At 44.1% G+C, this 26733-nt stretch carries 28 protein-coding genes; 14 read left to right on the top strand and 14 right to left on the bottom strand.

The features are described from left to right. Positions 1-47: 47 nt before the first annotated feature. Complete coding sequence (locus tag AC3CH4_RS17455; RefSeq protein ID WP_009845921.1) at positions 48-284, top strand: HP1242/YdcH family protein; 237 nt, start codon at positions 48-50, stop codon at positions 282-284. Positions 285-556: 272 nt separating this feature from the next. On the opposite strand, the gene glpD is transcribed toward AC3CH4_RS17455, so the two are convergent. From glpD to AC3CH4_RS17430, 5 genes are all read right to left on the bottom strand, one after another. Continuing rightward, on the bottom strand, positions 557-2116 hold the full coding sequence (gene glpD / locus AC3CH4_RS17450; protein WP_488544139.1) for a glycerol-3-phosphate dehydrogenase: 1560 nt from the start codon (positions 2114-2116) through the stop codon (positions 557-559). A 269-nt stretch (positions 2117-2385) separates the two neighbouring features. Continuing rightward, positions 2386-3171 carry a DeoR/GlpR family transcriptional regulator gene (locus tag AC3CH4_RS17445; protein WP_004732237.1) on the bottom strand — a complete coding sequence of 262 codons (786 nt, stop codon included), beginning with the start codon at positions 3169-3171 and terminating at the stop codon, positions 2386-2388. Positions 3172-3463: 292 nt separating this feature from the next. Further along, positions 3464-4987 (bottom strand): glycerol kinase GlpK, encoded by a 1524-nt coding sequence (gene glpK, locus AC3CH4_RS17440; protein WP_065206658.1) that lies wholly within the window; start codon positions 4985-4987, stop codon positions 3464-3466. A 59-nt stretch (positions 4988-5046) separates the two neighbouring features. Beyond that, entirely contained in the window at positions 5047-5901 is an 855-nt protein-coding gene (locus tag AC3CH4_RS17435; protein WP_004732234.1) for an MIP/aquaporin family protein, read from the bottom strand. Positions 5902-6349: 448 nt separating this feature from the next. Continuing rightward, positions 6350-6781, bottom strand: coding sequence for a PACE efflux transporter (locus AC3CH4_RS17430; RefSeq protein WP_054545905.1), 432 nt, complete (start codon positions 6779-6781; stop codon positions 6350-6352). A gap of 127 nt (positions 6782-6908) precedes the next feature. On the opposite strand from AC3CH4_RS17430, the gene AC3CH4_RS17425 reads away from it, so the two are divergent. After that, complete coding sequence (locus AC3CH4_RS17425) at positions 6909-7790, top strand: LysR family transcriptional regulator (protein ID WP_488544138.1); 882 nt, start codon at positions 6909-6911, stop codon at positions 7788-7790. Between the two features lie 79 nt (positions 7791-7869). Here AC3CH4_RS17425 and arsB read toward each other — a convergent pair whose 3' ends face one another. From arsB to AC3CH4_RS17410, 3 genes are all read right to left on the bottom strand, one after another. Then, positions 7870-8925, bottom strand: a complete 1056-nt coding sequence (gene arsB, locus AC3CH4_RS17420) for an ACR3 family arsenite efflux transporter (RefSeq protein WP_488544137.1) — start codon at positions 8923-8925, stop codon at positions 7870-7872. 105 nt (positions 8926-9030) lie between these two features. After that, positions 9031-9372 (bottom strand): ArsR/SmtB family transcription factor, encoded by a 342-nt coding sequence (locus AC3CH4_RS17415; protein ID WP_488544136.1) that lies wholly within the window; start codon positions 9370-9372, stop codon positions 9031-9033. A 119-nt stretch (positions 9373-9491) separates the two neighbouring features. Further along, positions 9492-10010 carry an HPP family protein gene (locus AC3CH4_RS17410; RefSeq protein WP_488544135.1) on the bottom strand — a complete coding sequence of 173 codons (519 nt, stop codon included), beginning with the start codon at positions 10008-10010 and terminating at the stop codon, positions 9492-9494. Positions 10011-10165: 155 nt separating this feature from the next. Between AC3CH4_RS17410 and AC3CH4_RS17405 the strand changes: the two genes are divergently transcribed. Then, a complete protein-coding gene (locus AC3CH4_RS17405) occupies positions 10166-10717 on the top strand; it encodes a TetR/AcrR family transcriptional regulator (RefSeq protein WP_171329933.1) in 552 nt (183 codons plus the stop codon). A gap of 50 nt (positions 10718-10767) precedes the next feature. On the opposite strand, the gene AC3CH4_RS17400 is transcribed toward AC3CH4_RS17405, so the two are convergent. Genes AC3CH4_RS17400 through AC3CH4_RS17390 form a run of 3 tightly spaced genes read right to left on the bottom strand, consistent with a single transcriptional unit; the run spans position 10768 to position 14211 of the window. Next, positions 10768-12396, bottom strand: a complete 1629-nt coding sequence (locus tag AC3CH4_RS17400) for a M48 family metallopeptidase (RefSeq protein ID WP_428785052.1) — start codon at positions 12394-12396, stop codon at positions 10768-10770. Beyond that, positions 12396-12773, bottom strand: coding sequence for a hypothetical protein (locus AC3CH4_RS17395; RefSeq protein WP_237289607.1), 378 nt, complete (start codon positions 12771-12773; stop codon positions 12396-12398). Before AC3CH4_RS17395 ends, AC3CH4_RS17400 begins: the two co-directional genes overlap by 1 nt. Positions 12774-12804: 31 nt before the next feature. Then, positions 12805-14211, bottom strand: coding sequence for a CHASE2 domain-containing protein (locus tag AC3CH4_RS17390; RefSeq protein WP_488544134.1), 1407 nt, complete (start codon positions 14209-14211; stop codon positions 12805-12807). 296 nt (positions 14212-14507) lie between these two features. Between AC3CH4_RS17390 and AC3CH4_RS17385 the strand changes: the two genes are divergently transcribed. The 3 genes from AC3CH4_RS17385 to AC3CH4_RS17375 all read left to right on the top strand — a co-directional run bounded on the left by AC3CH4_RS17385 (position 14508) and on the right by AC3CH4_RS17375 (position 17376). Then, positions 14508-15305: a Cof-type HAD-IIB family hydrolase gene (locus AC3CH4_RS17385; protein WP_488544133.1), complete on the top strand. Its 798-nt coding sequence runs from the start codon at positions 14508-14510 to the stop codon at positions 15303-15305. 180 nt (positions 15306-15485) lie between these two features. Beyond that, positions 15486-16133 carry a DsbA family oxidoreductase gene (locus tag AC3CH4_RS17380; protein ID WP_488544132.1) on the top strand — a complete coding sequence of 216 codons (648 nt, stop codon included), beginning with the start codon at positions 15486-15488 and terminating at the stop codon, positions 16131-16133. Between the two features lie 34 nt (positions 16134-16167). Continuing rightward, positions 16168-17376: a winged helix-turn-helix domain-containing protein gene (locus tag AC3CH4_RS17375; protein WP_488544131.1), complete on the top strand. Its 1209-nt coding sequence runs from the start codon at positions 16168-16170 to the stop codon at positions 17374-17376. 65 nt (positions 17377-17441) lie between these two features. On the opposite strand, the gene AC3CH4_RS17370 is transcribed toward AC3CH4_RS17375, so the two are convergent. Continuing rightward, on the bottom strand, positions 17442-18299 hold the full coding sequence (locus AC3CH4_RS17370; RefSeq protein ID WP_488544130.1) for a LysR substrate-binding domain-containing protein: 858 nt from the start codon (positions 18297-18299) through the stop codon (positions 17442-17444). A 106-nt stretch (positions 18300-18405) separates the two neighbouring features. Between AC3CH4_RS17370 and AC3CH4_RS17365 the strand changes: the two genes are divergently transcribed. The 4 genes from AC3CH4_RS17365 to AC3CH4_RS17350 all read left to right on the top strand — a co-directional run bounded on the left by AC3CH4_RS17365 (position 18406) and on the right by AC3CH4_RS17350 (position 20597). Then, positions 18406-18729, top strand: a complete 324-nt coding sequence (locus tag AC3CH4_RS17365) for a putative quinol monooxygenase (RefSeq protein ID WP_171329949.1) — start codon at positions 18406-18408, stop codon at positions 18727-18729. A gap of 3 nt (positions 18730-18732) precedes the next feature. Beyond that, positions 18733-19707 (top strand): Gfo/Idh/MocA family protein, encoded by a 975-nt coding sequence (locus tag AC3CH4_RS17360; RefSeq protein WP_488544129.1) that lies wholly within the window; start codon positions 18733-18735, stop codon positions 19705-19707. A gap of 198 nt (positions 19708-19905) precedes the next feature. Next, positions 19906-20244 (top strand): Fis family transcriptional regulator, encoded by a 339-nt coding sequence (locus AC3CH4_RS17355; RefSeq protein WP_171307556.1) that lies wholly within the window; start codon positions 19906-19908, stop codon positions 20242-20244. Between the two features lie 53 nt (positions 20245-20297). Continuing rightward, positions 20298-20597: a hypothetical protein gene (locus AC3CH4_RS17350; protein WP_241901697.1), complete on the top strand. Its 300-nt coding sequence runs from the start codon at positions 20298-20300 to the stop codon at positions 20595-20597. 292 nt (positions 20598-20889) lie between these two features. On the opposite strand, the gene AC3CH4_RS17345 is transcribed toward AC3CH4_RS17350, so the two are convergent. Then, entirely contained in the window at positions 20890-21789 is a 900-nt protein-coding gene (locus AC3CH4_RS17345; RefSeq protein ID WP_372243403.1) for a GyrI-like domain-containing protein, read from the bottom strand. Between the two features lie 226 nt (positions 21790-22015). Next, positions 22016-22780 (bottom strand): DeoR/GlpR family DNA-binding transcription regulator, encoded by a 765-nt coding sequence (locus AC3CH4_RS17340; protein ID WP_054545888.1) that lies wholly within the window; start codon positions 22778-22780, stop codon positions 22016-22018. A 281-nt stretch (positions 22781-23061) separates the two neighbouring features. Between AC3CH4_RS17340 and ltnD the strand changes: the two genes are divergently transcribed. Genes ltnD through otnI form a run of 4 tightly spaced genes read left to right on the top strand, consistent with a single transcriptional unit; the run spans position 23062 to position 26670 of the window. Beyond that, a complete protein-coding gene (ltnD, locus tag AC3CH4_RS17335) occupies positions 23062-23976 on the top strand; it encodes an L-threonate dehydrogenase (protein WP_054545887.1) in 915 nt (304 codons plus the stop codon). 2 nt (positions 23977-23978) lie between these two features. Beyond that, entirely contained in the window at positions 23979-25235 is a 1257-nt protein-coding gene (otnK, locus tag AC3CH4_RS17330; RefSeq protein WP_488544128.1) for a 3-oxo-tetronate kinase, read from the top strand. An 11-nt stretch (positions 25236-25246) separates the two neighbouring features. Then, on the top strand, positions 25247-25894 hold the full coding sequence (otnC, locus tag AC3CH4_RS17325; RefSeq protein ID WP_171349682.1) for a 3-oxo-tetronate 4-phosphate decarboxylase: 648 nt from the start codon (positions 25247-25249) through the stop codon (positions 25892-25894). After that, positions 25894-26670 carry a 2-oxo-tetronate isomerase gene (gene otnI, locus AC3CH4_RS17320; RefSeq protein ID WP_065206675.1) on the top strand — a complete coding sequence of 259 codons (777 nt, stop codon included), beginning with the start codon at positions 25894-25896 and terminating at the stop codon, positions 26668-26670. The genes otnC and otnI overlap by 1 nt, the downstream gene beginning before the upstream one ends. Positions 26671-26733 lie beyond the last annotated feature (63 nt).

The raw sequence follows: 26733 nt of genomic DNA, 5'->3' as shown, positions 1-26733 counted from the left end.
TGAAATGTGCTTAATACCAATCACTTTACTCAACTTAAGAGGTTTCTATGCTAGGTGAAAATCACTCTCTTGTTCACGAATTTCCTGAAATGAAAGACAAAATTGCTGAGCTTGCTAAAACTGACGATGGCTTTGCAGAAGATATGAAGACATACGACAACCTTGATAAAGAGATTCGTAAACTAGAGCTGAAAGATTCACCCATTGATGACGGCTCGATGCACCAACTAAAACATGATCGTTCTGAGCTTAAAGATTCACTGCATGCTCGTTTAATTGCCTAGCTAGCGGGTTATTTTGCTGAATAGCTAAATTAAATAGTTAGTTAGCGGATTGCAGATTGAGACAATAAAAACTCCTTCGGGAGTTTTTTTGTTTCTGCATTCCAGTCCCTATCTGAACGCATAAGAATATTTGGATACAAGAAACCGTAGATATAGGCAAACTCAATTAGCACTAAGGTTTTGTAAATAGAGCGGATATAAAAAAGCTTAGCGCGGGGGACGCTAAGCTTCGTTGTTAAGTATGTTCTTGAACCATGTTTAGGCTGGTGGGGTTAACCTACTTGAGAAAAGCTCACTACTTTGCTTTGTAGTTTATCTTTCAGGTAATCCGTTACTGCTTGCTGCTCTGATTCACTTATGTACAGGCCAAGCTTGGTTCTGCGCCACAAGATGTCTTCGTCAGTCATCGCCATCTCTTCATTGATCAAGTAATCGATTTCAACTTGATAAACGCCATGGGCTTCGCTTGAGAATTGGCTGCCAAGGTCAGCTTCGCTATTCGCACCTTCCAGTAGTTTCCACGTGTAAGTTCCGAATTGAGTCACGTAGCGAAGCAGCAACGCTTCAGATGCCCAAGGGTATTTAGTATGGATCATCTTCGCAAGTTGCTCTCTGCTACAGCTGAAGTTACCACCTGGAAGCGTGTTGTTGGCTGTCCAAGGCGCACCCATATTGGTTAGGTGTGGTTCTAACTTCTTAAGTGCTGCTTCGCCTAGCTTACGATAAGTGGTCAACTTGCCACCGAAGATCGAAAGCAGTGGTGCTTGATCGAGCTCTGCGTCCAATTCCAATGTGTAGTCACGAGTGATCGCTTGTGGTGAATCAGATTCGTCGTCACAAAGTGGTCTTACGCCACTGTATGTCCAAACCACGTCTTCACGGCCAAGCTGTTTAACAAAGTGCTGGTTAACGATATCAATCAAGTAATCCACTTCTACATCATCAATTGCGACGTTACGTGGGTCGCCTTTGTATTCAAGGTCGGTAGTGCCGATGATCGAGAACTTATCTAGGTAAGGGATCATGAACACAATACGATTGTCTTTGTTTTGCAGAATGTACGCTTGTGGTTCGTCATGAATGCGTGGCACAACAATGTGTGAGCCTTTGATTAGACGAATATTACGAGGCGAAGCCTGCTCTAATCCATCATCAAAGAACTGTTTAACCCAAGGACCAGCAGCGTTAACAAGCGCTTTTGCTTTGCGTTCAAAGCGTTGGTTTGTCATGACATCAAGGATCGTTACATGCCAAATACCACCGTCGCGGTGCGCTTTTTCAACACGGCAGTAGTTACGTACTTCTGCGTTATTTTCTTTTGCTGCCAACACGTTGAGCAATACCATGCGTGCATCATCTACCCAGCAATCTGAGTATTCGAAACCTGTCTTCATCTCTGGCTTCAGTAAACCTGATTTAGCCAAGTTCACCGTTTTACTTCCAGGAAGCGTAGTACGTTTACCCAAGTTATCGTAAAGGAATAGGCCACAGCGAATCATCCAAGCTGGGCGTAAAAATGGTCGATGAGGTAAACGGAAACGCATTGGCTGAGCAACGTGAGGCGCTTTTCTTAACAAGACTTCACGTTCAGCGAGTGCTTCCGAAACCAAACGAAATTCGTAATGTTCAAGGTAGCGTAGGCCACCGTGGATAAGCTTTGAGCTAGCAGAAGACGTCGCAGACGCGAAATCATTTGCTTCGTATAAGCCAACGTTTAGACCGCGACCTGCTGCATCTGCCGCGATGCCTGCACCATTGATGCCGCCGCCAATCACGATCAAGTCTAAAGTGGAAGATGTACTGTTGTTTGAATTATTTTGTTGAGCACTCATGGTTTTGACCTCTTCTGAGCGAACGAGCATTTTAGAACATAATTGAATCCTATATGAACTTTCGTTTGCGGTCATTTATTATTTTCGTTTATGCGCGTTTTATGTGATTTGGGCATAAAAAAACCTCTGCTTATGAAAGCAGAGGTTCAAATAAGTCTAATTCGAGCATAGAAGCGACAGTGACAGCGAGCAAGTTTTACTTTTTTAACTTTTCTATAAAGAATCGTGATTCATTTAAGAAAATGGCGTCACTGAGCACTTATGTTGAGTTATTCGCTCACAGGACGAGCAGTATCGATCACTTCTAATGGTATTGCTGAATCTTTAAGGATGTTGAGAATCTCTTCTGGTGGCTGTTTATTGGTAAAGACCATGTGCGCTTGAGAGATATTACCGAGCTTAACCATCGCGTTACGGCCAAACTTAGTGTGGTCGACGGCTAAGAAGATGCTGCGACTGTTTTCGATGATAGCTTGTTTCACACGAACTTCGTGGTAATCAAAGTCGAGCAGTGAGCCATCAAAGTCGATGCCGCTGATGCCCAAAATACCGAAATCAAGGCGGAACTGCTTCACGAAATCGAGTGTCGCTTCGCCAACTATACCGCCATCACGGTTGCGTACTTCGCCACCCGCCAAGATAACCTTGATCTCTGGGTTCGGTAGAAGGATGCTGGCAACGTTAATGTTGTTGGTGACGACTCTTAGTTGTTTGTGGTTTTTGTTGAGTGCGCGTGCCACCGATTCTGGCGTGGTACCGATATCAACGAATAGGGTTGCACCATCTGGGATGTGCTTAACCAGTTCGTCGGCGATCACGTCTTTTTCGTTGAAGTTAAGCGCTTTACGCGTGTTATATGAGGTGTTTTCCGAGCTTAAAGGAATGGTTGCACCACCATGATAGCGACGAATTTTGTTGCTGTCGGCAAGTTCATTGAGGTCTCGTCTGATGGTTTGTGGGCTGACATCGAACTTTTCAACGAGCTCTTCGGTACTCACATATCCTTGTGTTTTTACCAGATCTACAATCTGCTGGTGTCTTGGTATCTGCTTCACTTAACTTACCACTCCCTGCGCGCAAAGGGCTCTAGCGCGTCAAAATCGAAAATATAAACTCACGCTATTGTGCTCGAATTGATGAAAAGAGAGAAGTAATGATGGTAAGGAATCATGTCTAAACCGCAAAAACGCTGCGCAAAACGCGGAATTTGAGCCTGAAACGCAAAAAAGAGCACAAAATAGTGCTCTTTTTAGTTTCGTTTTCTGAGGTTCGAACAATCTAGTCGATTAGATTACTCGAGTTCCTAGATCAGCGGCTAATGATTAACGATTAGCTGAGTACTTAGTATTACTCGTTGTCATCGTCATCGTGTAGCTCAGACCAAACCTGTGCACACTTGATAGCACGTTTCCAACCTTTGTAACGGCGGTTACGCTTCTCTTCGTCGTGGTGCGGCATGAATGTGCGGTCAAGAACGGCTTTGTCTTGAAGCTCATCAATACTGTCCCAGAAACCAACCGCTAGGCCAGCAAGGTAAGCGGCACCCAGAGCGGTTACTTCCGTTACTTCAGGGCGGTGAACTTCAGTATCTAGCACATCAGATTGGAATTGCATTAGGAAGTTATTCGCTACTGCGCCGCCATCAACACGTAGTTTCGCTAGCTTGATGCCAGAGTCCGCTTGCATTGCGTCTAGTACGTCACGCGTTTGGTAAGCAATGCCTTCCAACGTTGCACGGATGATGTGGTTAGAGTTAACACCACGAGTCAGGCCAACAATCGTACCGCGAGCGTAAGCATCCCAGTATGGTGCGCCTAAACCAGTAAATGCAGGGACTACGTAAACGCCGTTTGAAGAATCTACTTTGGTTGCGAAGTACTCAGAGTCTTCTGCACCAGCCAGTAGCTTCATTTCATCACGTAGCCATTGGATTGATGCACCGCCCATGAATACCGCACCTTCAAGCGCGTATGCAGGTTCGCCTTTAGGGCCACATGCTAGCGTTGTTAGTAGACCATTCTTCGATGTTACTTTCTCTTGGCCTGTGTTCATTAGAAGGAAACAACCCGTGCCGTAAGTATTCTTAGCTTGGCCTGCTTCTACACACATTTGACCGTAAAGTGCAGCTTGTTGGTCACCCGCAATACCCGCGATTGGGATACGCGTACCGCCTTTACCACCAAGGTTCGTTTGACCGTAAACCTCTGAAGAGCGCTTCACTTCAGGCATCATGACTGCTGGAATGCCCATTTCATCGAGTAGCTTCTGATCCCAGCATAGGTCATTGATGTTGAACAACATAGTACGTGACGCGTTGGTGTAATCCGTAACGTGAACACGTCCTTGAGTCATTTTCCAAACTAACCAAGTATCAACCGTACCGAACAGTAGTTTGCCAGCTTCAGCGTCTTCGCGAGCGCCTTCAACGTTGTCTAGAATCCATTTTACTTTGGTACCTGAGAAATACGGGTCAAGGACTAAGCCTGTATTGTCACGTACGTAGTCTTCTAGGCCACGAGCTTTTAGGTCTTCACAGATGTCTGCTGTACGGCGACACTGCCATACGATTGCGTTGTAAACCGGTTTGCCAGTTTCTTTGTTCCAAACAATGGTGGTTTCACGTTGGTTAGTGATACCGATACCCGCTAGCTCATCGCTGCGGATGCCTGCTTTAGCAAGCGCTTCAACCAATGTAGAGCTTTGAGTCGCCCAGATTTCCATTGGATCGTGCTCAACCCAACCGGCTTTTGGATAAATCTGAGTAAATTCTCGTTGAGAAGAACTAACGATGTTTGCATCGTGATCGAGGATTACAGCGCGAGAACTTGTGGTGCCTTGGTCTAGGGCAACAATGTATTTTTGCTCGGTCATGGTAAGAATCCTTTTTCTTTTGTTATTTATATTTTAGTAAATGTAGGGTCGCTTAGGAATTAAGCTTGAGCTTGTTCAGCTTCTTCTTCTGTTTCACATTGGTTTGGAATTGTGCAGCCTTGGCCTTCTACTGGTAGGTAAGCACCGATAACACGTGGGTACAACCAACCACCAAAACACGCACCAGCAATTGGAGCAAGAATTGGAACGATGAAGTAAGGAATATCACGAGCACCGCTTAGTGCGAAATCCCAACCTGCAAAGTAAGCAAAAAGTTTTGGCCCGAAGTCACGAGCAGGGTTCATTGCAAAGCCAGTCAGTGGACCTAAAGAACCACCGATAACCGCGATAAGAATACCGATCAGTAGAGGGTTCATTGCACCGCGAGATGCGCCGTTGTTCTCATCACCTAACGCTAAAATGGCAAACATCAACACTGCAGTAATCACGAATTCCACAGCAAAAGCGCCGAAGAAAGAAAGTGAAGCATGTGGGTAAGTCGAGAAGATACCAGCAGTTGATAGTGCGTCTTGGCTGCTACGAACAAAGTTATGTGCGATTTCGTAGTCAGTAAATAGGTTGCTGTATAGGCTGTAAACCAATGCAGCAGAGCAGAAAGCGCCAAGCAGTTGCGAAATGATGTAAGGCACCACTTTCGCTTTATCAAAGCCATGGAACATGGCCAGTGCAATCGTTACGGCTGGGTTGATGTGTGCGCCTGAAACGCCGGCAGTACAGTAAATTGCAATCGCAACACCGAAGCCCCAGATGATGCTGATTTCCCATTGTCCGAATGTCGCACCAGTTAATACCAGAGCGGCCACACAGCCAACGCCAAAGAATATGAGTAATCCTGTGCCGATAAATTCAGCCAAGCATTGCCCAAATAAAGAAGGGTGTTTGTTTGTTGTCATGTTCGAGTCCTTTTTAGTTTTGCTTATCTAGCACGTGTATTGTGCATATATTTGCGAACTCGAAAATAAACGAACATCAAAAGTGAGCGTTTGAGCATAAAATTGTTAATTAAAGTCACTTGAAATGTTAATCCGAACACTTTTGCTCGTAAAAGATGCTCGCATGAACGTCATTGCTCGAATTGATAGGTTGCGAAGCCGCTCAAACTACCTATATGTAAATGAATGCGCAACTGGTACGAGGAGTTTATGTTTGGATTTGTGATGCTACTTCGTGGGTGGTGGATTATTAAACTTAATTAGGGAGGGCTGTGTGATGTTTTTGCTATGTAACAAGGGCGTTAACAAATGAGCTTATATGCATAAGTGAATAAACTGCCAACTATGTTGTAGTTTGGCAGTTTTAATTTGGGTATTTGTTCTTGTGATAAGCTACGAACTTGCAGCTCTAAACCAGAGCTGCAACCTTTCCTCTCGCAACCAACTGAGCTCGGATCGAGTCATACGCCCAGTTGAACGCAATCGCGTACAGCACGAAGAAGATAACAATTCCGATATCCATTACTAGTACAGTCCAGAAATCGAGTTGAAGTACCCACATTAGTAGCGGGAACGTCACCAGCATCAAACCCAGTTCGAAACCTAAGCCGTGCAGAATACGTGTTTTCTTGGTTCGTTTGCTGCGGTCAGCACCGTAAATCTTGTCGTAACCGTAGTTGTAGACGTAGTTCCACGTCATCGCAATCAGTGATAAAGACAGCGCCAAGCCTGCCATTTTTACTGCTCCGCCTCCGACAATGTAAGTTGCCGCCACGGCCATCAAAATCAAAGCTGCTAATTCAAATAGCACCATGTGTAACATGCGTTCTTTATGTGACATCTTTTTACTCTCTTTATGTTTTCTAGCCTCTATGGGCTAATGACTTGCCTAGATAATATCTATTTAAGTGATAATATAAAGATAGTTAGCATCATATATGATGATAGTAAGTCTTAGGAGACGCCGAATGTACAACATAGAACAGCTGAAGATGTTTGTGTATGCCGTTGAATTAGGGTCATTTTCTGCCAGTGCTCGCGAGTTAGGTAAGGTACAGTCGGCGGTGAGCCAAGGTATCAGTAATCTTGAAATAGATTTTAATGTTCAACTTTTTGACCGTTCGACACGCAAGCCAACGCTGACGGCGCAAGGTCATCAGATTTTCAAGCAGGTCAAAGCGATTATTCTACAAGTGGAAGATCTCAACTCGTCGGTCAATGCCATCAATAATCAAGAGGAAGGGCTACTGCGTATCGCTTTAGACGATGCCTTGTTACTTCCTTCATTGCCTAAGGTGTTGGATAAATTCAGCCGGACATTCCCAGCGACAGAGGTTGAGTTAATGGCTGCGGCGAGTACCGATGTAAACCGCTTGGTGTCACAAGATCGCGCAGATATTGGCTTGATGTTTACCGACCTCGCTTTTCATGCCGATTCAGAGCCGTGCTTTATTGGTAACCTGCCTTTCGTTGCCGTGTGTCACCCAAGTCATGCTTTGTCTGAAGTGGGTATCGCCAAGTTGCCTGATTTCATCCCTCATCGTCAGCTCATCCTACGCGGCAACAAAGGTAAGGTGATTGATCATTTTCCGGTAGTAGCAGGCAAGGTGTGGTGGGCGAATAGCTTTGTCGCCATTAAAGAGATGATTGTGCATAGTTCAGTGGGCTGGGCGTATCTGCCGCGTTACTTGGTGGAAGATGAGATTCAGCAGGGAAAGCTTAACCAGATTAACGTCTCGTTTGACCATAAAACATGGTCGCCTCCTGTCGATTTAGTGATATCTAAGAAAGCGATGAAAGGGCCGGGTTTGCTGTGGTTGGAAGAGAACCTCAAAACCTTGCTCGACTAACTTTTCACAAGTGACAGACAAATAAAAAGGGCTTACCCCGAGAGGTAAGCCCTTAGTTTTTCAAATCTTATGCTAGATGCTAGATGCTAGATTTAACCGTCAGACCGTTGTAGTACTTGTCTTTCATCTTAAGCGCCACGTTCACTAGGTAAATCAACACAGGTACTTCAATCAGTGGACCGATAACACCGGCAAACGCTTGGTCTGAGTTGATACCGAATACTGAGATTGCCACTGCGATTGCTAGCTCGAAGTTGTTACCTGTCGCTGTGAATGCAATTGATGCGTTCTTGTCGTATTCAATACCCATCTTCTTACCAATGAAGAAGCTGATGAAGAACATCGCTGTGAAGTAGATGGTTAGAGGAACCGCAATCAACAATACGTCCATTGGCAGTTCAACAATCATCTCGCCTTTTAGGCTGAACATCAGCACGATAGTCGCCAGTAGAGCAATCAGTGTGATTGGCGAGATGCGAGGAATAAACACATCGTTGTACCACTGCTCATCCTTCATCGACACAAGGATCTTACGGCTTAGGAAGCCTGCTAGGAATGGGATACCTAGGTAGATAAGAACACTGTGTGCAATATCGATCATTGAGATATCAACCATCATGCCTTCGTAACCGAATACCGGTGGTAGAACGCTGATGAACAACCACGCCATAAAGCTGTAGCTCACCACTTGGAATGCACTGTTTAGAGCAACCAATGCCGCGCCGTACTCTTTGTTACCGCCGCCAATGTCGTTCCAAACCAGTACCATCGCCACACAACGAGCTAGACCAATCAGAATCACACCGACCATGTAACCGGGGTGATCACCCAAGAAAGTCAGTGCCAACACGAACATCAGAATAGGGCCAACAAGCCAGTTCATGATCAAAGATAGCTTGATCGCTTTCTTATCTTTTACCACGGAGCCTAGCAGGTTGTAGTTAACCTTTGCCAGAGGAGGGTACATCATTAAGATAAGACCAATTGCCAGTGGAATGTTGGTTGTGCCAACAGACATTGATTCGTTCCACTGTTCGATTTGTGGGAACAAGGTGCCAAGTAATACACCAAGCCCCATCGCAATAAAGATCCACAGTGTTAAGTAGCGATCTAGAAAACCTAACTTTGGTTTCATGATATTTTCTCTTTAGTTGATATCGTCAATCGTCGAAAAACGATATTAAAGAATAAAAAAATACGCTTAGTTTATCCTGTATTCGACAAACTAAGCGCGATGAATCTATTTTAAAATGGTGTCGATTAGCGTCTCAAATTGCTGAATATTATCTCGATTAATGCGGTAGCACATCTTCGGTGGTATCGATTCAGCAGTGATGAAACCTGAGGTTTTCAAGATTCTTAGGTGCTCTGATACTGTTGATTGCGCCAAACCTAATTCGCTAACCAGATCACTGTTCAAACAGCCACCAGACTTTTCTAAAGCGGATAAAATACTAAGTATGCGAATTCTCGCTGGATGAGCGAGTGCTTTTGCTAACGCAGCCATCTCTTTTTCTGCTTCAGCATTACTTGGCGGAAGAGGTAGAGAACAGCTATCTGTTGCTTGGCATGTTGCAGTCATACTTAGTGGGCTCACTTACTACTAATCGTTAAAAGACGATTGATAGTAAGCCTATTTCTTTTATTGGTCAACGCTAATTTGTTTATTGCCTGACAGGAATGGGCAACCTTAAGGTCGATTTAAGATTTTCCTACCCAGTAAAGCGGCCACTTCTGGTGTGCTGATGTGTTATTGAGCATGGCCCCAACACAAACCAATGCAATGCTACCAATTAAAACTGGGGTAAATAGGAAAGTCCAATCCACAGCCGATGTGCCAGCTAACGCGATGACGATTGGGTTAGCTCCTGCTGGTGGATGAACTGCGCGGAAATATTGCATCAACATGATTGCCGAGCCTACTGCCATCGCCATTACTAAATAAGAATCACCAAACCCATACAGTGCGATCAACCCAACCGCAGCAGAGATAAAGTGACCAGCGATGATGTTCCTTGGTTGAGCGAGAGGCGATGTTGGAACGGCAAATAAGAGAACACAAGTCGCGCCAAAAGGTGCCATCAACCAAGGAACTTCAGATTGCTCTGCGAGTAAACATAAAAACAAGATGCCTACCGTGCCACCAACAAATCCCTTTATTAACTGGCTGAACGTTGCCCGTGGTGGAAGTTCACCTCCGCCGATTAGTTTTTTCATCATCGCGACTTACCTCTTTCAAGACTAAAAACACAAAGTGTACAGATCTGTACCTGTTGAGTTGAATGATACAGATCTGTACACTGTTGGCAACAGGTAATTTAGTCGCTGTAAATTTAGCAGCATCAAATTTTTCCCGATTTGAAAGAGTAATAGGCATGAGTAAGAAAGAACTGATCTTGGATGTAGCCGAATCTTTGTTTAACCAATTTGGGTATACCGCCGTTGGTGTAGATAGGATCCGAGATGAGGCTGCGGTTTCTAAGACATCGATGTACCGTCACTTTGGGTCAAAAACTAAGTTGATTGAAGCTGTGTTGGAAAGGCGTCACCAGCGTTTTGAATCGAGTTTAGAAGTGGCACTGGCATCGGTTTCTGGCTCACAGAGTCAGCTAAATGCATTACTGGATTGGCACTTTGCTTGGTTTGAGCAACCTGACTTCAAAGGCTGCATGTTCATGCACGCCTTGGCCGAATTTAAAGAATCCGACAGAGATATTTCTGCTCTAGCTAAAAAACATAAATATTGGCTGAAGCAGCTATTAATACGTACGATTGAATCAACAGGAGTCGAGGACTATCTAGTTCGCTCGGAAGTGATGATGGTATTTTTAGAAGGGCTGATTGTAAGGTCTGAGTTCCAAAGTTTAGAATCGGATAAGTCTTATTATCACCGAACTTGGTTTGAGTTATCGGGCTTTTGCAAGTGATTCCATTAAATGACACCAGTAAGAAGCGTCCTTACTGGTGCCGACGTGAATTACAGCTCAACCAAATTGGTCAGTGAGCTGAACGAGTCCATTATACCGTTATTTGATTCACTAGATTTTGGAAGTGGAATACCCGCATTACTATGACATTGCGCAACGATATTACTTTCACTTAGCGTTTGGCATTGGGTAAGAAGCTCGGCTACTTGTGTGTTGTTACCTAATGCTTTATGAGCTGCGATGTATTCAGGCAAGAATGGTACTTGGGTACCGATGACTTGCTCGCCTTTCGCAAGAAGCTTGAGTGAGCTCTGTGGTTTTTTCTGATCTCGATAAGATTGTGCCGCGAGGGTAAAGGTTTGGATAGAGGCGTAATCCCAGTTTTTAATAAGCGCCAAGTTTTGTAATGCTTTGGAATCTAAATTCTGCATTTTTCGGACACCATAGAATGCAAGTCTTGGGTAAGCATGGTGCTTGGTTGGGCCCGTTACGGATTTTCTCGCGAGTTTCTCAGCGGTTTTTATATCGCCAAACTCCAATGCTTTGAATGCTTCCGATGCATACCAATAGTTCTCTTGAATCTGTTTCCCCTTACCCGTTTTCACAACTTTTTCGAATTCGACAGTTGAAAGGTGTTTTTTCCGCTCTGTGCGATATTCACGTTTTACGTACGCTGACATGTCTTTCTTACGATCCATCGGAGAGGCATGTCGGGCTGAGAAACTTTGTAGCAGTTGTGTACCAGCTTCGTTTGCTGCTAAGTAACCCAGGTTGCTCCATTTATTGTCACTGGATAAGTGTTTTCCCGCATCACTGGCAAGGGTAACGAAGCTTTGGAATTCTTTCTTCTTCTCTTTCAGTTGCGCAGCAGTGTGGTTTTGGCTGCTATCCAGCCGCTCGAGTACAGGTGAAAATGCTCTTGGGCTGTATCCTGCCTTAACCAGTAGATCCATACCAAGTAGGTCGGCTTCATCTTCGTCGCTGCGGCTCATCGAAGAGCTTATTACATCACGGCTTAATCGATTGATCGTCAACCCCGCTCGATAAGAGTCTTGAATCAGGTTCTTGGTGGAACTCTTATTCTGGCTTGCAACCTTATAGCCGTTGACGGTTTTCTCTGCCTTCATATCCGTGATGAGCGCTGTGCTCATGGCTATATTGGCAGTTTTACTAACTAAGGCGCTTTGTTTAGCAAAATACTCATTGGTCTCATTGTGTTCTAACAAGATGTGGGAGAGTTCATGGGCAATAATAAACGCGAGCTCATCTTCAGAATCAGCGTCTGCTAATACGCCTTGGGTAATCACAATTGTATTAGGTGTTGCATATGCAGAGTAGTTGCGATCGGACGAGACCAATATCGTTATGTCTTTATCGATAGGCTTGCCCCACTCCTTGACGATCTTGTCTAAAATGCCTTCCAAATATTTATTGACGTATGGGTTAGCAATCAGGTCCTTATCAGCGGCAGCTCGAGTATTGACGATGTTTTGAAATTCTTTGCTAGTAGCCGTATTGCTTGCTGATGTGCTCTTTTCTGGTGCGTTAGTTTCAGCAAGATGTTGGTCAATAAATTTGCCATCGAAGGACTCATATTTACTGCTCATTAAATTGTTGATGCTGTCAACAGCACAACCTGAGATCAAAAAAGGTGCGGCGATCCAAAGTAGTTTTTTCATTAGTTACAGCCCTCACCAAGCCCCAGTGTTGCATATGTGCCACTGTCGCTTTTTGCACTGATCTTTTGGGTACTACATACTACACTTGCCACAGCTGTCTTATTCAATTGCACTTCAATTTGGTCAAACCATTTTTCTTGGCCATTGATTTTTACCATGATCATTTGCTCTTCTTGGTCATAGTTTTCAACCACTAAGCCGTTTTTCTTTGGGTCGGGCAGAGTGTTCTTTGGTACATCTGCACAGTCATTGTTTTTATCACAAACCCAAACGTTGTCGACTAAAAAATCGATAACCTTGATTTGTTCTTGCGCCATCACAACTGATGGTACGAGACCAATACCTAAGCCTAAAACTAACGTTGATAACGATTTCATAAATGTTCCTTATTTACTGAATGTTTGTTGTTTATTGTGTCTTTCTTAATTTATGTTTTGTGTTTTTTGCGAATAGACAGACCCTTTCCTTATAAGTTTGGAGTTTTGGTCTGAAAGCTTCAAAAATGAAGAAGAAAAAGATGGGTAGATCGATAAAAATAATTAGGATTAACCCGTACCAGTTTGGAGCTCCCACATTGAGCACGAAATGGGAGACCGCCACTGAAATACCGATGACCGCGATGATAACAAGTATGGGCACGAAAGCGCCCCATAGTTTTTGTTGTTCATCGAAATGCTGGTTTTCTTGTTGCTCCAAAAAATTGAAACGAAACCAAATAACAAGAAATAGAACTATGGTTTGCACCGATATCTCGACCATGTCAGCAATGCTCAAATTGAATAGACCTGTATCGGCGGGTGATCGCCAGTACTCGCCATTGAGCGTTACTAAGTTATCGAGTGCCATAGCATGAAAATAGACGCCTGGAAGCGTGCCATGGACCGGCGAAACTACGAGGTCAACCCCACCAGTAACATGATAGCCAACCAATACCATTTTCCCTTGAATCGCTTGTTTTAGTTCACGAGAACCTGCAGATCCAGGAGCGCTGAGCTTCGATGCCGCTATGGTGAGAAAAGGCGGACAGCGTTTTCTGAGTGTAGCATCGACATCATTTTGATCTTGTATGCCTTGAGTAAGGCTTACGACAAGTAACTCTTTTAACTGTTGTGACTGGTTGGTATGTTCCCCACAGTCAAACCCAAGTGGAAAAAATGACTCCTGCTTACTAGCGTGTTTGTTACTCCATTGAACAATGACAGCGTCATCCATATTGCCGATAGATGTGGTATCGCACTGTTTATCTCGTGTACACCAGTCTTGGTACATCGCTGCTGCAACGGTGTTCATTGTCTTATCATTCCATGGGACAGACAACGGGTAGTAGCGTCCTTCACCACTCCAAGATACCGCTGCCAGTTGTGCGACATTTGCTATTTTGTGTCTCAATGATTCCGGATCATTAAGTCTTTGTTCAGTGTCATAAGTGGTATTACTGGCCATAAAAATGGGAAATTTTTGGTTATCGAGTGTTTGTAACCAACGGTTTAGGTTATCTGAGTGCTCGTGGTGTTGAAGAATGTCGTAGAACATTGAATCGGGTTCGAAACGAGAAATGGTTTTGAGTAGTCGTGTAAGATTTCGATAGCTCACCGGGTAGGTCTTGGTTGCGTCTATGTATTGATCATCAATCAACACTACTACAATTTCATCAGAAACGGTTTGGCTAAAAAACGGTGACCAGAGTCTAAGTATATGATCTTCGTAATGGTCTTCTGCTGAATTTCGGATGCCCAACGGGTCAACGATAAAAACGAGAAGTATGAGAGCTGTGGTGACTAACGCTTTACAAAAAATTTCTAAACTAAAGGACATGAATGTTGGCCGTCGATAATCCATAGGTGATTTGTTGGTAAACAACTGGTTGCAAATTTGTTTAAAAAAATAGCACTGTAGAGTTGTGTTTTATGGGAGCAATATCACAAATGAAATTGGTATTTATAAATGAAACAGTAAGTTAGCGATAAGTCTCACTTTTCAAGGTGGGTATTGATTTATTCATCAATTTAAATATGCGTTCGGGACAAGAAATCGAGTTAGGTATTAAGATATACTTTTGATCTTAATCTGCGGAGGCAGGTATAAAACAATAATTTAAGGTAAGCCCTGAAATGCCACAACAGAACATCAAATTTATCGCTGCTGATATGGACGGCACTCTGCTTAATGAACACGGAAAGTTAGACCCAGAATTCTTCAATCTTTATGAGCGACTAGAAGCTCAAAACATTATTTTTGCTGCGGCATCGGGTCGTCAGTATTACAGCTTGATGGAAACCTTTGCCCCGCTAAAAGATCGCATGATGTTCGTTGCTGAAAACGGCACATTAGTGATGCACAAAGGCCAAGAGCTTTACAGCTGCTTACTTGATACTGATGCCATCAAAGAGATCATTAAAGAAGCTCGCGCGATTGAAGGCGCGCATGTGGTGCTTTGTGGTAAGAAATCGGCATACATTGAAACCAAAGATGAGCGTGCCCTAGCGGAGATCTCTAAGTACTACCATCGCCGTGAGCAAGTAGAAGATTTACTGGCGATAGAAGATGATTTTATTAAGGTCGCTATCTGCCACTTCGACGGTTCGCAAGAGAAAGTGAACCCAAGCATTAATGCCAAGTTTGGTGAGAACTACCAAGTGGTTGTGAGTGCAAAAATCTGGCTAGATGTGATGAACGCTGAGGCATCAAAAGGCGCGGCAATCAAACATCTACAAAACACACTCGGCTTCACTTACGAGGAGACCATGAGTTTTGGTGACTACCTCAATGACTTGGAAATGCTTAAAGAGAGCTACCACTCTTACGCGATGGAAAATGCACATCCAAAGCTGAAAGAGATCGCTCGTTTTGGCGCGCCAAGTAACATCGATGCAGGTGTGTTCCAAGTGCTAGAGAAGCTGCTAGCGTAACGCGGTTAAGCTCAGTCCGATATTTATGAAAGCCAACTCGGTAATAGGAGTTGGCTTTTTTGTTGGTTACTGGGGTATCGAGTTTAATTTGAACGAGTGTTCAGCTTGTTGTAGTCTAATTAGAAAGATGGGTATTCACTTTGAATTGGATACGCCTTAGCAACGATATTTGGAATGATTATGAGCAACAAACTTCAACTTGATATTATTTCTGACGTAATGTGTCCTTGGTGCGTAGTCGGTTACAAAAACTTAGAGCTAGCCGTTGCGGAACTTGGATTAGAAGACCAAATTGAACTTGAATGGCAGCCGTTTGAGCTTAACCCTGACATGCCGAAAGAGGGTGAAAACCTGCGTGACCATATCATGAGAAAATACGGCTCTAGCGCAGAAGAAAGCCAAAGTTCGCGTGAGCAACTGGCTGCTCGTGGCCAAGCGGTAGGGTTCGATTTCAATTTCTATGACAGCATGAGAATGGTCAATTCACGTCACCTGCATGTGCTGCTCGATTTTGCTCTAGCGCACGGTAAACAGACTGAGTTAAAGCTACGCTTCTTTACTGCTCACTTCACAGAGCAAAAAGATCTGTCTGATCTTGAGGTTATCGCGCAAGAACTTGAAGCAGTTGGCTTAGATTCCACGAAGGCACTGAAGCGCCTAAAGAACACCGATAACTTGAAGCAAATTGAAGCGCAAGAGTTTGAATGGCAACGCATGGGGATATCTGCGGTTCCTACAGTGGTATTTAACCGTAAGAGTGCAGTCACAGGCGCGCAGACGGTCGAAACGTACAAGCAAATTCTTCAAGAACTTATTGCTGAATCATAAGCCGATTATTGGTATCAATTAGAGTCTGAACTTCATGGAATCATTGTCACTCGCTCAAGCGCAAAAGATTGTACTACTTTCGCAAAAGCTGCCGCCTAAGAAGCTGCCACCTAAAAAGCAACGCAATGGAGGCACTTTGGCGAACACGCTGTCTGCGATTGAAAACCTTGGGTATGTTCAAATTGATACCATCTCTGTGATTCAGCGAGCTCACCATCATACGCTGTGGAATCGTAATCAAGACTACAAACTTGATCATCTCGACAAGCTGCTAGAGCGTCGAGAAGTGTTTGAGTATTGGTCGCACGCTGCTGCTTATCTACCTATGCGTGATTACCGCTTCAGCCTTCATCGAAAGAACGGGTTTGCGACCGGTAAGCTTAAGCATTGGTATAAAAAGGATGATGCACTGATGGCGCATGTTCTCAAACGCATTGAGAGCGAAGGGCCATTAATGGCGAAAGACTTTGAAGGGGATAGACCAAACCCCGGCGGGTGGGGTGGCAAACCTGCTAAACAGGCACTAGAAACCTTGTTCATGCAAGGTGACTTAATGGTGCCAAGGCGAGTGAACTTTCATAAGGTGTATGACCTAACCGAGCGAGTTTTGCCGAGTGGCATTGATACCTCAGAACCAACGGAACAAGAGTACATCGAGCATCTGATCACGCGTTATTTAGAAGCCAATGGTGTGGGAATAGCGTCGGAAATGAGTTATCTACTCAAGAACACAAAACCTCTGATTCAGACAACACTCCAGCAGATGCTTGAAGATAAGCAGTTGATGAAAGTAGATATTCAAGGCTCGGATTATTATGTGTTGCCGGATGCTTTTGAGCTGTTGAATCAACCTCTTTCTAGAACCAAGTTAAAGATACTGTCTCCGTTTGATAACTTGTTGATTCAACGAAAGCGAATGCAATCATTGTTCAACTTTGACTACCTTCTTGAGTGCTATGTTCCAGAAGCCAAGCGCCAGTTTGGTTATTTTAGTTTGCCGATTTTGTGGCAAGGTGAGCTGGTGGCACGAATGGATTGTAAAGTTGATAGGAAGAGTGGTTTGCTCAATATCCGTAACTTGGTTGTGGAAGAGCGAATTAAAAACCATGAGTCGTTGGTTCATGCTTTATGCGATGAGCTAAAACACTTCATGGTGTTCAACCAATGTGATGAGATGATCGTCCATAACACCACGCCCTCTGATCTTGGCAAGCGCTTGATGAGCCATTGGCAAACAGCCTAGCGGTTTTGTTGAGTCGGAAACTCTTCGTTACTTAGAAGCCTCTTTGCTAATTCGTCAGCTCTTAGTTACTCAGAAAGAGTGGCTAACAAGAACTCGACAAAGGTTCTGTTCTTCAACGACAGTTGCTTGGTCTTGTAGAGTAAGTGAATCGGTTTGGGTAACGGTGCCATGCCGGGCAAGATCTCCAATAGCATTCCACGCTCAATTTCTTCGGCAACTAAGATAGTCGGCTGTAACAATACGCCTACGCCTTGAAGGGCAGCATATCGCAACACATCCCCATTGTTCGACATCAAGCGCACGCGTTCTTTATTCGGTGTGGCGTGAGGAACTTGGCTGCTGTAACTGAACCCAAGCGATGGATGCTGCGCGAGATCTTCCAACACGCGTATCTCTGCATGTTGACTAAGGTACTCAGGAGCCGCGCAATAACACATCTCATAATCGCCTAAGTATCTGGCGACTAAACTGGAGTCAGACAGGTCACCGATTCGCACCATCAAATCAATATCAGAAGAGTAAGGGTCAACAAGATCGTTGTCCAACACGAGTTCGACGTTGATCGTTGGGTGATTTGCGAGAAACTTAGCCACTATCGGGGCAAGTACCTTGTTTCCATAGGTGACCGGGCAGTTTATTTTTACCGTGCCTTGAGGCTGGTTTTCCAAGGTTTGAATCAGGTTTTCAGCATTACTGATGTCTTCAAGAATTCGTTTACATTCTCGATAATAAAGCTGCCCTGAATCGGTTAAAGACTGCTTGCGTGTAGTGCGATGAATCAGCTGAGAGTTAAGGCTAGTTTCAAGGTGGTGGACATGTTTACTGATCATGGTTGCCGACAGGTTGAAGTGGTTGGCGGCGCTGCGAAAGCTGCCTTGCTCCACTACGTAAACGAAGACCTTCATGCTGGTTAACTTATCCATTAAACACTCTCAGTTGATAAATAATAAACAAAAGGTGAGTTTATCAATTATTAGGGGTTAATTATATTAATGGCAAACCGATAATTAACTAAAATAAGAGCGTGAAATGCCTCAAACAAACGAAACCATCTTTGTGACTGCCGAACTTAAGATCAAAACCAACATTGAACGTGAGGCTGCGGTTGAAGCCATCGAGCAGTTTTGTCGAGATATGCAGAGTGAGCCGGGTTGCTTACAGGCGATAGCAACCTATGATCAAAACCAAAGCGCTCGCGTGATTTTGCTTGAGCAATACGCAAATCGTGAAGCGATTAATCAGCACTTTGGTATGCCTCATACCCAAGCGTTTATTGAGCGTGATATAACGGAGTTAGTACAAGCTTTTGAAACGCAACGTGGGCTTATCAAAACACAAGAGCAGGAGAGCTAAGCCATGAAATGGGGAATCCTAGGAACCAGCTTTATCTCAGGCGTAATGGCCGATGCGATTAAAGGCGATGCTCAAAGCGAGCTGTATGCCGTCGCTGGACGTACAGAGAAAACACTCAATGAGTTTGCTGCACAGTACCAGCCAACACGAACCTTCAACAGCTATGAAGCCTTGATTGAAGATGAGTCGGTCGATATTATCTACATTGCTCTACCAAACCATGTTCACCACGAATACGTAATCAAAGCTGCTCAAAAAGGCAAAGCGATTCTGTGTGAAAAGTCTCTGTCGGTTGATATGGAAAAAACCGAGCAAGCTTTGCAAGCAGTGAAAGAAGCAGGCGTATTCTTCGCTGAAGGCCTGATGTACCTAAACCATCCACTGATCGCCAAGCTTCATCAAGAGCTAGCGACAGGTGAGATCGGTGAGGTACGCTCTATTCAAGGTTCATACGTAGCTGCGATTGACCAGTTCGTGAACCCTGCGAGTAAAGGCGCACTGTACAACTTGGGTTGTTATCCAATGTCGCTGATTCACTCTGTTGCGCAGCAGCAATTTGGCGAGAGCGTGTTCGATGAGATGCAAATTTCAGCAATCAGTCGACGAGGCCAAGATGGCAATATTTGTGAATCGTCGGCGATGATGCGCTTCAATGACTGTTTTACCGCGCAAATCCATACTGCAGAAGACCACGGCTTAAAGCATGGCTTCACGATTCTAGGTAGCAAAGGCTGCATCACTCTCGACACCAACCCATGGTTACCGACCGAAGAAAACTCGTTCACTGTTGAGATCTATGAAACGTCGACACGTGAAGTGAAAGTTGAAGCGCAAGGCGACGGTTTCCACTATCAAGTGCGTAATATTCGCCAAGCAGTTGAGCGAGGTGATACACAACTTGCTGCTCCGATGGCGACTCATCAAGACTCGCGCGTAATAATGAAGCTATTGACCGATTGGGAACAAGCGGCGAGCTAACATCTTCGTAAATTCTATATTCGTCTCATGTTTGATTGTCTCGTCAGTGATCAAGCAGGAGGCGTTTCCTCTATATCTTCCAGTCGACTCTCCCAATAAATACTTTGCATTTGAAACCGCCACAGTGTCCAATGTCGGTTAAGACAATATTGACCGAAAAACCTTATTTTTTAAGGTGTTAAATAGGATGCTTACTTCATGCGTAAATCAGATAAGAAGACCGAAAACCAGATCAGAGACGTGCTAACTGACGTTTGTGAAGGCACGTTGAAAAGCTACGATGGTTTTCTATGGGTGACTCACTCGGTCAACTTCTCTTCATTCCCACAAAGTTTGAAAATTGTCTGTGTATTCGACACCAATCAAGATAGAGCTAACTTCTTAGAGGGAGGAGGTCAGCAGGAGGTCTCTGTTACCATCCAAAAGGCGTTTAGTCAGGTTGGGATTACATTGAAGAATATCGATAAGCACGTGAGCTTCGATACACAAGAGAATTGCGACCGTGACCATCAAGGTAAGTGGAATAAAAGGCTTTAGTACTCTTACTTCTTTAGAGATCCCCCCCTGTGTTGTGATAAAAAGGTCGTGAAATGAAAAAAGCTCAAATATCGCTTAACAAGAACACACTACTAGGTGTGTTCGAGCAATTTTCAATATTAGCCTTATGGCTGCTCGCAGGAAGTGTCGTTTGGTTTGTTTGGTTTATGTGGGGGATTAACGTTGTCCCTTTTGACGATCCTTACCTCTCTGATACTGAGTATCAACGTCTAATTGAGCAAGAAACTCAGCTGATCAATATCGGCCTATGGGTAGGTAAGCTCTATATCGCGTGTGTGGTGATGTTTTTTATTGTACGCGTTAGGAAAGTACTTCGAGCCTCAAGCGATTGATGAAATCAGTAAGGGGTTCGCTTTGAACTGTCTTAACTGTTAGATGGAAATGGTAAGGCAAAATTTAGCTTACCTCCAGTTTGTATCCCACTCATTTTGATTGTCATGGTCCAAATCCGTTTGGGCTATGACATTACTGGTGTCTACTAGTATTTATTCTCATTTATTGACTAAAAAGCTTTGAAACAGGCCGGTTCTATCTCCAACCTAATTACGTAACAAAGCTGTTGGAAAGCGCTCTAAAGAGACGAAAGCCTACGCGAAGTAGGCTTTGTTATTGTATTTACTATTGTTACTTAATTGCAGTACAGAAGCTGACGTCTGAATGGTGAGTTTGCGGATCGTAGCTGTGGTAGAGCTCAAAACAAGGTCGGTCTTCGGTTTCAATGCCGGATTCAATGACGTTACTCATTAAATCATCCCATGCTTTTGCATATTGACCGACTTCGGTGATCGTTTGTCTCATCACCGCATATTGCCCACCGGGAAAATCTTTTAATTCGATCCCATTTGGCACTTCAGTGTCGTCTGAAACCATCAAGCAGATGTCTGTTCGGCACTTATCTGTTGGAGTGATTTCTGGATTGTCATGATAGATAAAGATGCAACTATTACTCGCTAGTCCCTTCATTTCTGCCCATTGATAAAGACGACCGCTTGGCTCTTCATAACCTTGTCCATAGGGGCCAGTCACTCGTACATACGCCAGTTTCGATGCTTCAAATTGTTGTGTTTTCATTGTCATACTCCATGTTGAAAGTTCGGAGTTAGTATATGAATTGCCGTCAGTTGCATCGTTTCCATTCTTGCGCAATGAGTGTCCAATCTTGCTATTTCGAGTTAGCTCGCTGAATGCTTGGTAATCTTCGCAATCACGAAAGGCACTAGGCGTAACACCAAAGTGTTGTTTGAATGCCTTGGCAAAGCTCTGAGACGATGAAAAGCCATAATCCAATGCGACGTTAATAATAGGTTGTTTGGATTTGAAGAGATCATTGGCTGCCGCTTCAAGCCTCAATCGCCTGATGAAATCAGCAAGGGTCTCGCCTTGAACGGCCTTAAAAGTACGATGGAAATGGTAGGGTGAAAAGTTGGCTAACGCCGCTACCTCTGGCAGGTTTAATGGCTCATTAAAGCGTTTTTCTAGATAACGGATAACGGGAATCAGCCGTTTTTGATAGTCAACTTTCATTGCTTTGCTCGCCTGTCTTGGCTTGTTATTGGTATTAGACAGAGAGCCTAACCTATCCAAACAGAGTTTCAATATTCACAGTGTAAAGGTGAGATTAGGTACCGGAAATCACAGTATGTTTATGAAGGGCCCCAGATCGTTTAGGTGTTCTACAGAAGAAAAGGAAAACTGGTTGGGTAGATAACCGAGCCATTAAAGGCTCGCACATCCAATTATTTGATGACCATTATGCCGAAGCGTTAATTACTTCAATACCTTTGTCATTTAACTCTTCAATTACGCTGCTTGGGAGATTGGTATCGGTAATGACACCATCAAGTGACTCCATATCAAGTGCGTGAAAGCTTGCTACTCGACCATATTTGGTGGAATCCGAGATCAAGTAATTGGTTTGGGCTGATTTTACAATCGCCTTTTTCACTAATACTTTATTTTCGTTTGGTGTCGATAAGCCTTTTAAGCTCCAAGAAGAAGAGGAAATAAACGCAATATCAATATTCATCCCTGCCAAGAATTCAGCTACTTTGCCCCCAATACTCGATTGGTTCTCTCGATCGACTTTACCACCCGTATGATAAATCTCGCATGGTGAGTGGTTCATTAAATAAGCCGCGATTGAGAAGTCATTGGTGATGATTAACAGATCTTCACGTGTTGCTAACTGATGGGCGATTTCCAATGAGGTCGTTCCAGCATCTAAATAGACAGTGGCATTTTTTTCGATAAGTTGGGCAGCAAGCTTACCGATTTGGACCTTTTCGTTTGCTTGCTGTTCTACTTTAGCATCATGAGACAGCTCGCGATGCAAGGCTTGAGCTAATTGTACCCCTCCAGATACTGAAACGACTTTTCCAGAAGCTTCCAGTTTTACTATGTCTCGACGAATGGTCATGTGTGACACGTCGAGCTGTTCGACTAACTCAGAAATACTGATCACTTCTTGGTGTGATAACAGTGACAAAATGGTTCTCTGACGCTCTGCTGGAATCATGGTTTTCTTCTATGTTCTTGTTTTTCATCATCCTAACAACCTTTATCTTATTTGTGAAGATCTGTGAACTTATGTTCCCTGTTTGGACTTTAAAGTGTGATAGCCGCCTTTTAAGTGAATTTGTGCTGCCTCTAAAGGGCTAAATTGAGTGGTGGTGTTAAGTTTTGTTAAAAATGTGACTTATCACTAAGTCACTGGTAGCCACTTCACATATAATCACAAACATAAACAAGAATTAACAAACTTAAAATGAACGAAATTACCAAGAAGGCATTGATATTATGAGTGAAGTTCAATCTGTCGGAGTGATCGGTTTAGGTTCAATGGGAATGGGCGCTGCGAAATCATGTGTACGTGCTGGCCTTGATGTCTATGGTTTTGACCTAAATGCACAAGCACTAGAAGAACTGGGTTCGTTTGGTGCAAAAGCGGTGTCGACGAATGCTGTCGAGTTTGCAGATCAACTTGATTCGGTATTGGTGTTGGTTGTGAACGCACAACAAGTGAACACAGTTTTGTTTAAGACTGGCCTTGCTGCGGCACTAAAGCCAAATACTCCAGTGATGGTGTCCGCAACTATCTCTGCTGAAGATGCAAAACAAATTGAAGCCCAGCTCGCTGAGCATAAACTTGTAATGCTTGATGCTCCGGTATCTGGCGGTGCGGTGAAAGCGGAAGCTGGTGAGATGACGATAATGGCATCGGGTGCTCAAGGCACATTCGACACGCTTGCTCCTGTTCTTAATGCAACAGCTGCTAAGGTTTACAATATCGGTGAAGCGATTGGCCTTGGTGCGACAGTGAAGATTATCCACCAATTGCTTGCAGGTGTTCATATTGCTGCGGGTGCTGAAGCGATGGCACTAGCCGCACGCGCAAACATTCCGCTTGATTTGATGTACGACATTGTTACGAATGCAGCGGGCAACTCATGGATGTTCGAGAACCGCATGAAGCATGTAGTCGATGGTGATTACTCTCCAAAATCTATGGTTGATATCTTTGTGAAGGATTTGAACTTGGTATCAGATACCGCTCAAGACCTGAAATTCCCACTCCCACTATCAAGTGCTGCACTGAACATGTTCGTTAGCGCGAGTAATGCTGGCTTTGGTCAAGAAGATGACAGCGCGGTGATTAAAGTCTTCCAAGGTATTGATCTGCCGGGTGTAAATACGTCAAAGGTGGAGAAATAATCATGTTATTAGGTGTTATTGCAGACGACTTTACAGGTGCAACAGACATTGCTGGTTTCTTGGTTGAAAACGGTATGCGTACTGTTCAATTGAATGGGATTCCAACGGGAGAGTTTGACACATCAGCAGATGCTGTGGTGATCAGCCTTAAATCTCGCTCTTGCCTAGTTGACGAAGCGGTGACGGATTCGGTTACTGCGCTTAAATGGCTTCAATCTCAAGGTTGCCAACAGTTTTATTTTAAATATTGCTCAACGTTCGACAGTACCGCTGAGGGCAACATTGGTCCCGTGACAGATGCGCTTTTGGCTGAGCTTGGAGAATCTTTCACTATCGTTTGCCCTGCATTACCAGTAAATGGTCGCACGGTTTACAACGGTCACTTGTTTGTCTTTGGTGAGTTGTTAAGTGATTCAGGTATGCGTAATCACCCTGTTACACCAATGACGGATTCAAGTGTGGTTCGAATGATGGACGCACAATCAGAAGGCGTTTCCGGTTTAGTGAACTTTCAAACGATTGAACAGGGCTCTGATGCGGTTACCGTTCGTTTTAACGAACTCAAAGCTCAAGGTAGTCGCTACGCCGTGGTAGACGCATTTAATGCCGAGCACTTGGTGACGTTAGGTCAAGCGGCTAAATCTATGAAACTAATCACAGGTGGCTCCGGACTAGCTGCGGGTATCGCTAAAAATTGGACAGAACATCTTGTTGACCAAAGTGATGCAAAACATGCAGGCAGCCCAGTAAAAGGAACAACCGTTGTGTTCTCTGGTTCTTGTTCTGTGATGACTAACCAACAAGTTGCTGTATACAAGCAGCTTGCTCCTCACTTTGCTATCGATGTGAAGGCTTGCTTGACCAATGATCAATACGCAAACGAAGTGTTCGATTGGGTAATGACCAACAGCCAAGGAGATTTTGCTCCTTTGGTTTATGCAACGGCAGACGCTGCTGAGCTTAAAGCTATTCAAGAAGAATACGGTGCACACGCTTCAAGCCATGCCGTTGAACAGTTTTTTAGTCAACTCGCTATCAAACTGCAACAACATGGCGTGAAAAACTTCATCGTTGCTGGTGGTGAAACCTCTGGTGTAGTGACCCAAAGCTTGGCTGTGAAAGGTTTTCATATTGGCCCTCAAATCGCACCAGGTGTGCCTTGGGTGAGGTCGGTTGAAGGTGATCTTTCATTGGCACTTAAATCTGGCAACTTTGGTGATGAAAACTTCTTCGCTAAAGCTCAATCATTCTTTTCATAAGCGAGATTCAAATGAGTAAAGTTTTGATGAACGAGCAGCAGTTAAGAGAGCAAATGGTCACGCTCGCTCGTTCAATGTTCGAACGAGGTTACGCCACAGGTGGCGCAGGTAACCTATCTATCAAATTGCCAAATGGACATTTTCTAGCAACACCAACTGGTTCTTCATTTGGCCGTCTTGTGGCTGAGGAGTTGTCGGTTGTCGATATCGATGGCAATCATATATCAGGAAAGAAGCCGTCAAAAGAAGCCGCGTTCCACTTAGCGATTTATAGAAATAATGCAGAGTGCAATGCGATTGTGCACCTGCACTCTACATACCTAACTGCACTGTCTTGCCTTGAAGGGTTGGATCGCAACAATGCAATTAAAGCGTTCACTCCCTATTTCGTGATGCGTATTGGTGAGTTACCAGTGATTCCTTACTTGCGTCCGGGCGACCCACAAATCGCTGAAGAATTGGCAAAGCGAGCGGGCGACTACCGAGCATTTTTGTTGGCTAATCACGGCCCAGTAGTAACAGGCACTGACTTTGTTGATGCCGTTGATAACGCTGAAGAGCTAGAAGAGACCGCCAAATTAGCATTCTTATTGAAAGGGAATGATATCCGTTACCTAACGGACGAAGAAGTGATGGATTTAAAAGGGAGAGGCAAATAATGGCTAAGTTAGCAGCAAACTTAACGATGTTATTCACAGAAGTACCATTTCTAGAGCGTTTTGAAAAAGCACACCAAGCCGGTTTCAAAGCTGTTGAATTCCTATTCCCTTATGCATTTGAGGTCGAAGAGCTTACAGAAAAAATGCAGGAATTTGGTTTTGAACAAGCACTTTTTAATATGCCTCCAGGCGATTGGGACGCAGGCGAACGTGGCTTTGCAGCGATTCCTGGCCGTGAAGATGAGTTTAAAGCCAGTGTTGATACCGCACTTATGTACGCTAAAGCGCTGAACTGCAAAAAAGTCCATGCGATGTCGGGTCTACATGATGCGAACTTCACGAGACAACAACACGTTGAAACCTTCATCTCGAATATTCGTTTTGCCGCAGATAAGTTTGCTGAGCAAGGCATTGAATTGATGATTGAACCGCTGAATAGCCGTGATGTTCCTAATTACTTCGTGGCTCACCAACGTGATGCTGTCGAACTTATTAAGCTGGTCGATAGGTCAAATGTGAAACTGCAACTCGACCTGTACCACGCGCAAATCATGGATGGCGACTTAAGTACTTTGATTCGCGAAGTTGCTGCTTATACCGGCCATATTCAAATCGCTTCTGTACCAGAAAGGCACGAACCATCGGAAGGCGAGCTGAATTATCCACATTTATTTAATGTTCTAGATGATTCAGGTTACCAAGGATGGATTGGTTGTGAATACAACCCCAAAAATACAACTGAAGCTGGTTTGGAATGGGTTAAACCGTATTTATAGACGCAGCCAGCACGAGCCTTTAAGGCAGATTTGAACTCGTAAAAATAAGATAAAGCGGCCAAA

This window comes from Vibrio sp. QJM3NY_26 (genome assembly GCF_057786005.1).
This window is presented reverse-complemented; position numbering and strand designations above follow the sequence as displayed.

Bases quoted from the DNA above. Each gene is read 5' to 3' on its own strand.
- AC3CH4_RS17405 (WP_171329933.1), top strand. From the start codon at position 10,166: ATGAGTAAGAAAGAACTGATCTTGGATGTAGCCGAATCTTTGTTTAAC.
- AC3CH4_RS17345 (WP_372243403.1), bottom strand. From the start codon at position 21,789: ATGAAAGTTGACTATCAAAAACGGCTGATTCCCGTTATCCGTTATCTA.
- AC3CH4_RS17430 (WP_054545905.1), bottom strand. From the start codon at position 6,781: ATGTCACATAAAGAACGCATGTTACACATGGTGCTATTTGAATTAGCA.
- AC3CH4_RS17400 (WP_428785052.1), bottom strand. From the start codon at position 12,396: ATGAAAAAACTACTTTGGATCGCCGCACCTTTTTTGATCTCAGGTTGT.
- AC3CH4_RS17425 (WP_488544138.1), top strand. From the start codon at position 6,909: ATGTACAACATAGAACAGCTGAAGATGTTTGTGTATGCCGTTGAATTA.
- AC3CH4_RS17355 (WP_171307556.1), top strand. From the start codon at position 19,906: ATGCGTAAATCAGATAAGAAGACCGAAAACCAGATCAGAGACGTGCTA.
- AC3CH4_RS17365 (WP_171329949.1), top strand. From the start codon at position 18,406: ATGCCTCAAACAAACGAAACCATCTTTGTGACTGCCGAACTTAAGATC.
- glpD (WP_488544139.1), bottom strand. From the start codon at position 2,116: ATGAGTGCTCAACAAAATAATTCAAACAACAGTACATCTTCCACTTTA.
- arsB (WP_488544137.1), bottom strand. From the start codon at position 8,925: ATGAAACCAAAGTTAGGTTTTCTAGATCGCTACTTAACACTGTGGATC.
- ltnD (WP_054545887.1), top strand. From the start codon at position 23,062: ATGAGTGAAGTTCAATCTGTCGGAGTGATCGGTTTAGGTTCAATGGGA.
- glpK (WP_065206658.1), bottom strand. From the start codon at position 4,987: ATGACCGAGCAAAAATACATTGTTGCCCTAGACCAAGGCACCACAAGT.
- AC3CH4_RS17370 (WP_488544130.1), bottom strand. From the start codon at position 18,299: ATGGATAAGTTAACCAGCATGAAGGTCTTCGTTTACGTAGTGGAGCAA.
- AC3CH4_RS17385 (WP_488544133.1), top strand. From the start codon at position 14,508: ATGCCACAACAGAACATCAAATTTATCGCTGCTGATATGGACGGCACT.
- AC3CH4_RS17455 (WP_009845921.1), top strand. From the start codon at position 48: ATGCTAGGTGAAAATCACTCTCTTGTTCACGAATTTCCTGAAATGAAA.
- AC3CH4_RS17395 (WP_237289607.1), bottom strand. From the start codon at position 12,773: ATGAAATCGTTATCAACGTTAGTTTTAGGCTTAGGTATTGGTCTCGTA.
- AC3CH4_RS17350 (WP_241901697.1), top strand. From the start codon at position 20,298: ATGAAAAAAGCTCAAATATCGCTTAACAAGAACACACTACTAGGTGTG.
- AC3CH4_RS17360 (WP_488544129.1), top strand. From the start codon at position 18,733: ATGAAATGGGGAATCCTAGGAACCAGCTTTATCTCAGGCGTAATGGCC.
- AC3CH4_RS17340 (WP_054545888.1), bottom strand. From the start codon at position 22,780: ATGATTCCAGCAGAGCGTCAGAGAACCATTTTGTCACTGTTATCACAC.
- AC3CH4_RS17375 (WP_488544131.1), top strand. From the start codon at position 16,168: ATGGAATCATTGTCACTCGCTCAAGCGCAAAAGATTGTACTACTTTCG.
- otnI (WP_065206675.1), top strand. From the start codon at position 25,894: ATGGCTAAGTTAGCAGCAAACTTAACGATGTTATTCACAGAAGTACCA.
- AC3CH4_RS17435 (WP_004732234.1), bottom strand. From the start codon at position 5,901: ATGACAACAAACAAACACCCTTCTTTATTTGGGCAATGCTTGGCTGAA.
- otnK (WP_488544128.1), top strand. From the start codon at position 23,979: ATGTTATTAGGTGTTATTGCAGACGACTTTACAGGTGCAACAGACATT.
- AC3CH4_RS17390 (WP_488544134.1), bottom strand. From the start codon at position 14,211: ATGTCCTTTAGTTTAGAAATTTTTTGTAAAGCGTTAGTCACCACAGCT.
- otnC (WP_171349682.1), top strand. From the start codon at position 25,247: ATGAGTAAAGTTTTGATGAACGAGCAGCAGTTAAGAGAGCAAATGGTC.
- AC3CH4_RS17380 (WP_488544132.1), top strand. From the start codon at position 15,486: ATGAGCAACAAACTTCAACTTGATATTATTTCTGACGTAATGTGTCCT.
- AC3CH4_RS17410 (WP_488544135.1), bottom strand. From the start codon at position 10,010: ATGATGAAAAAACTAATCGGCGGAGGTGAACTTCCACCACGGGCAACG.
- AC3CH4_RS17415 (WP_488544136.1), bottom strand. From the start codon at position 9,372: ATGACTGCAACATGCCAAGCAACAGATAGCTGTTCTCTACCTCTTCCG.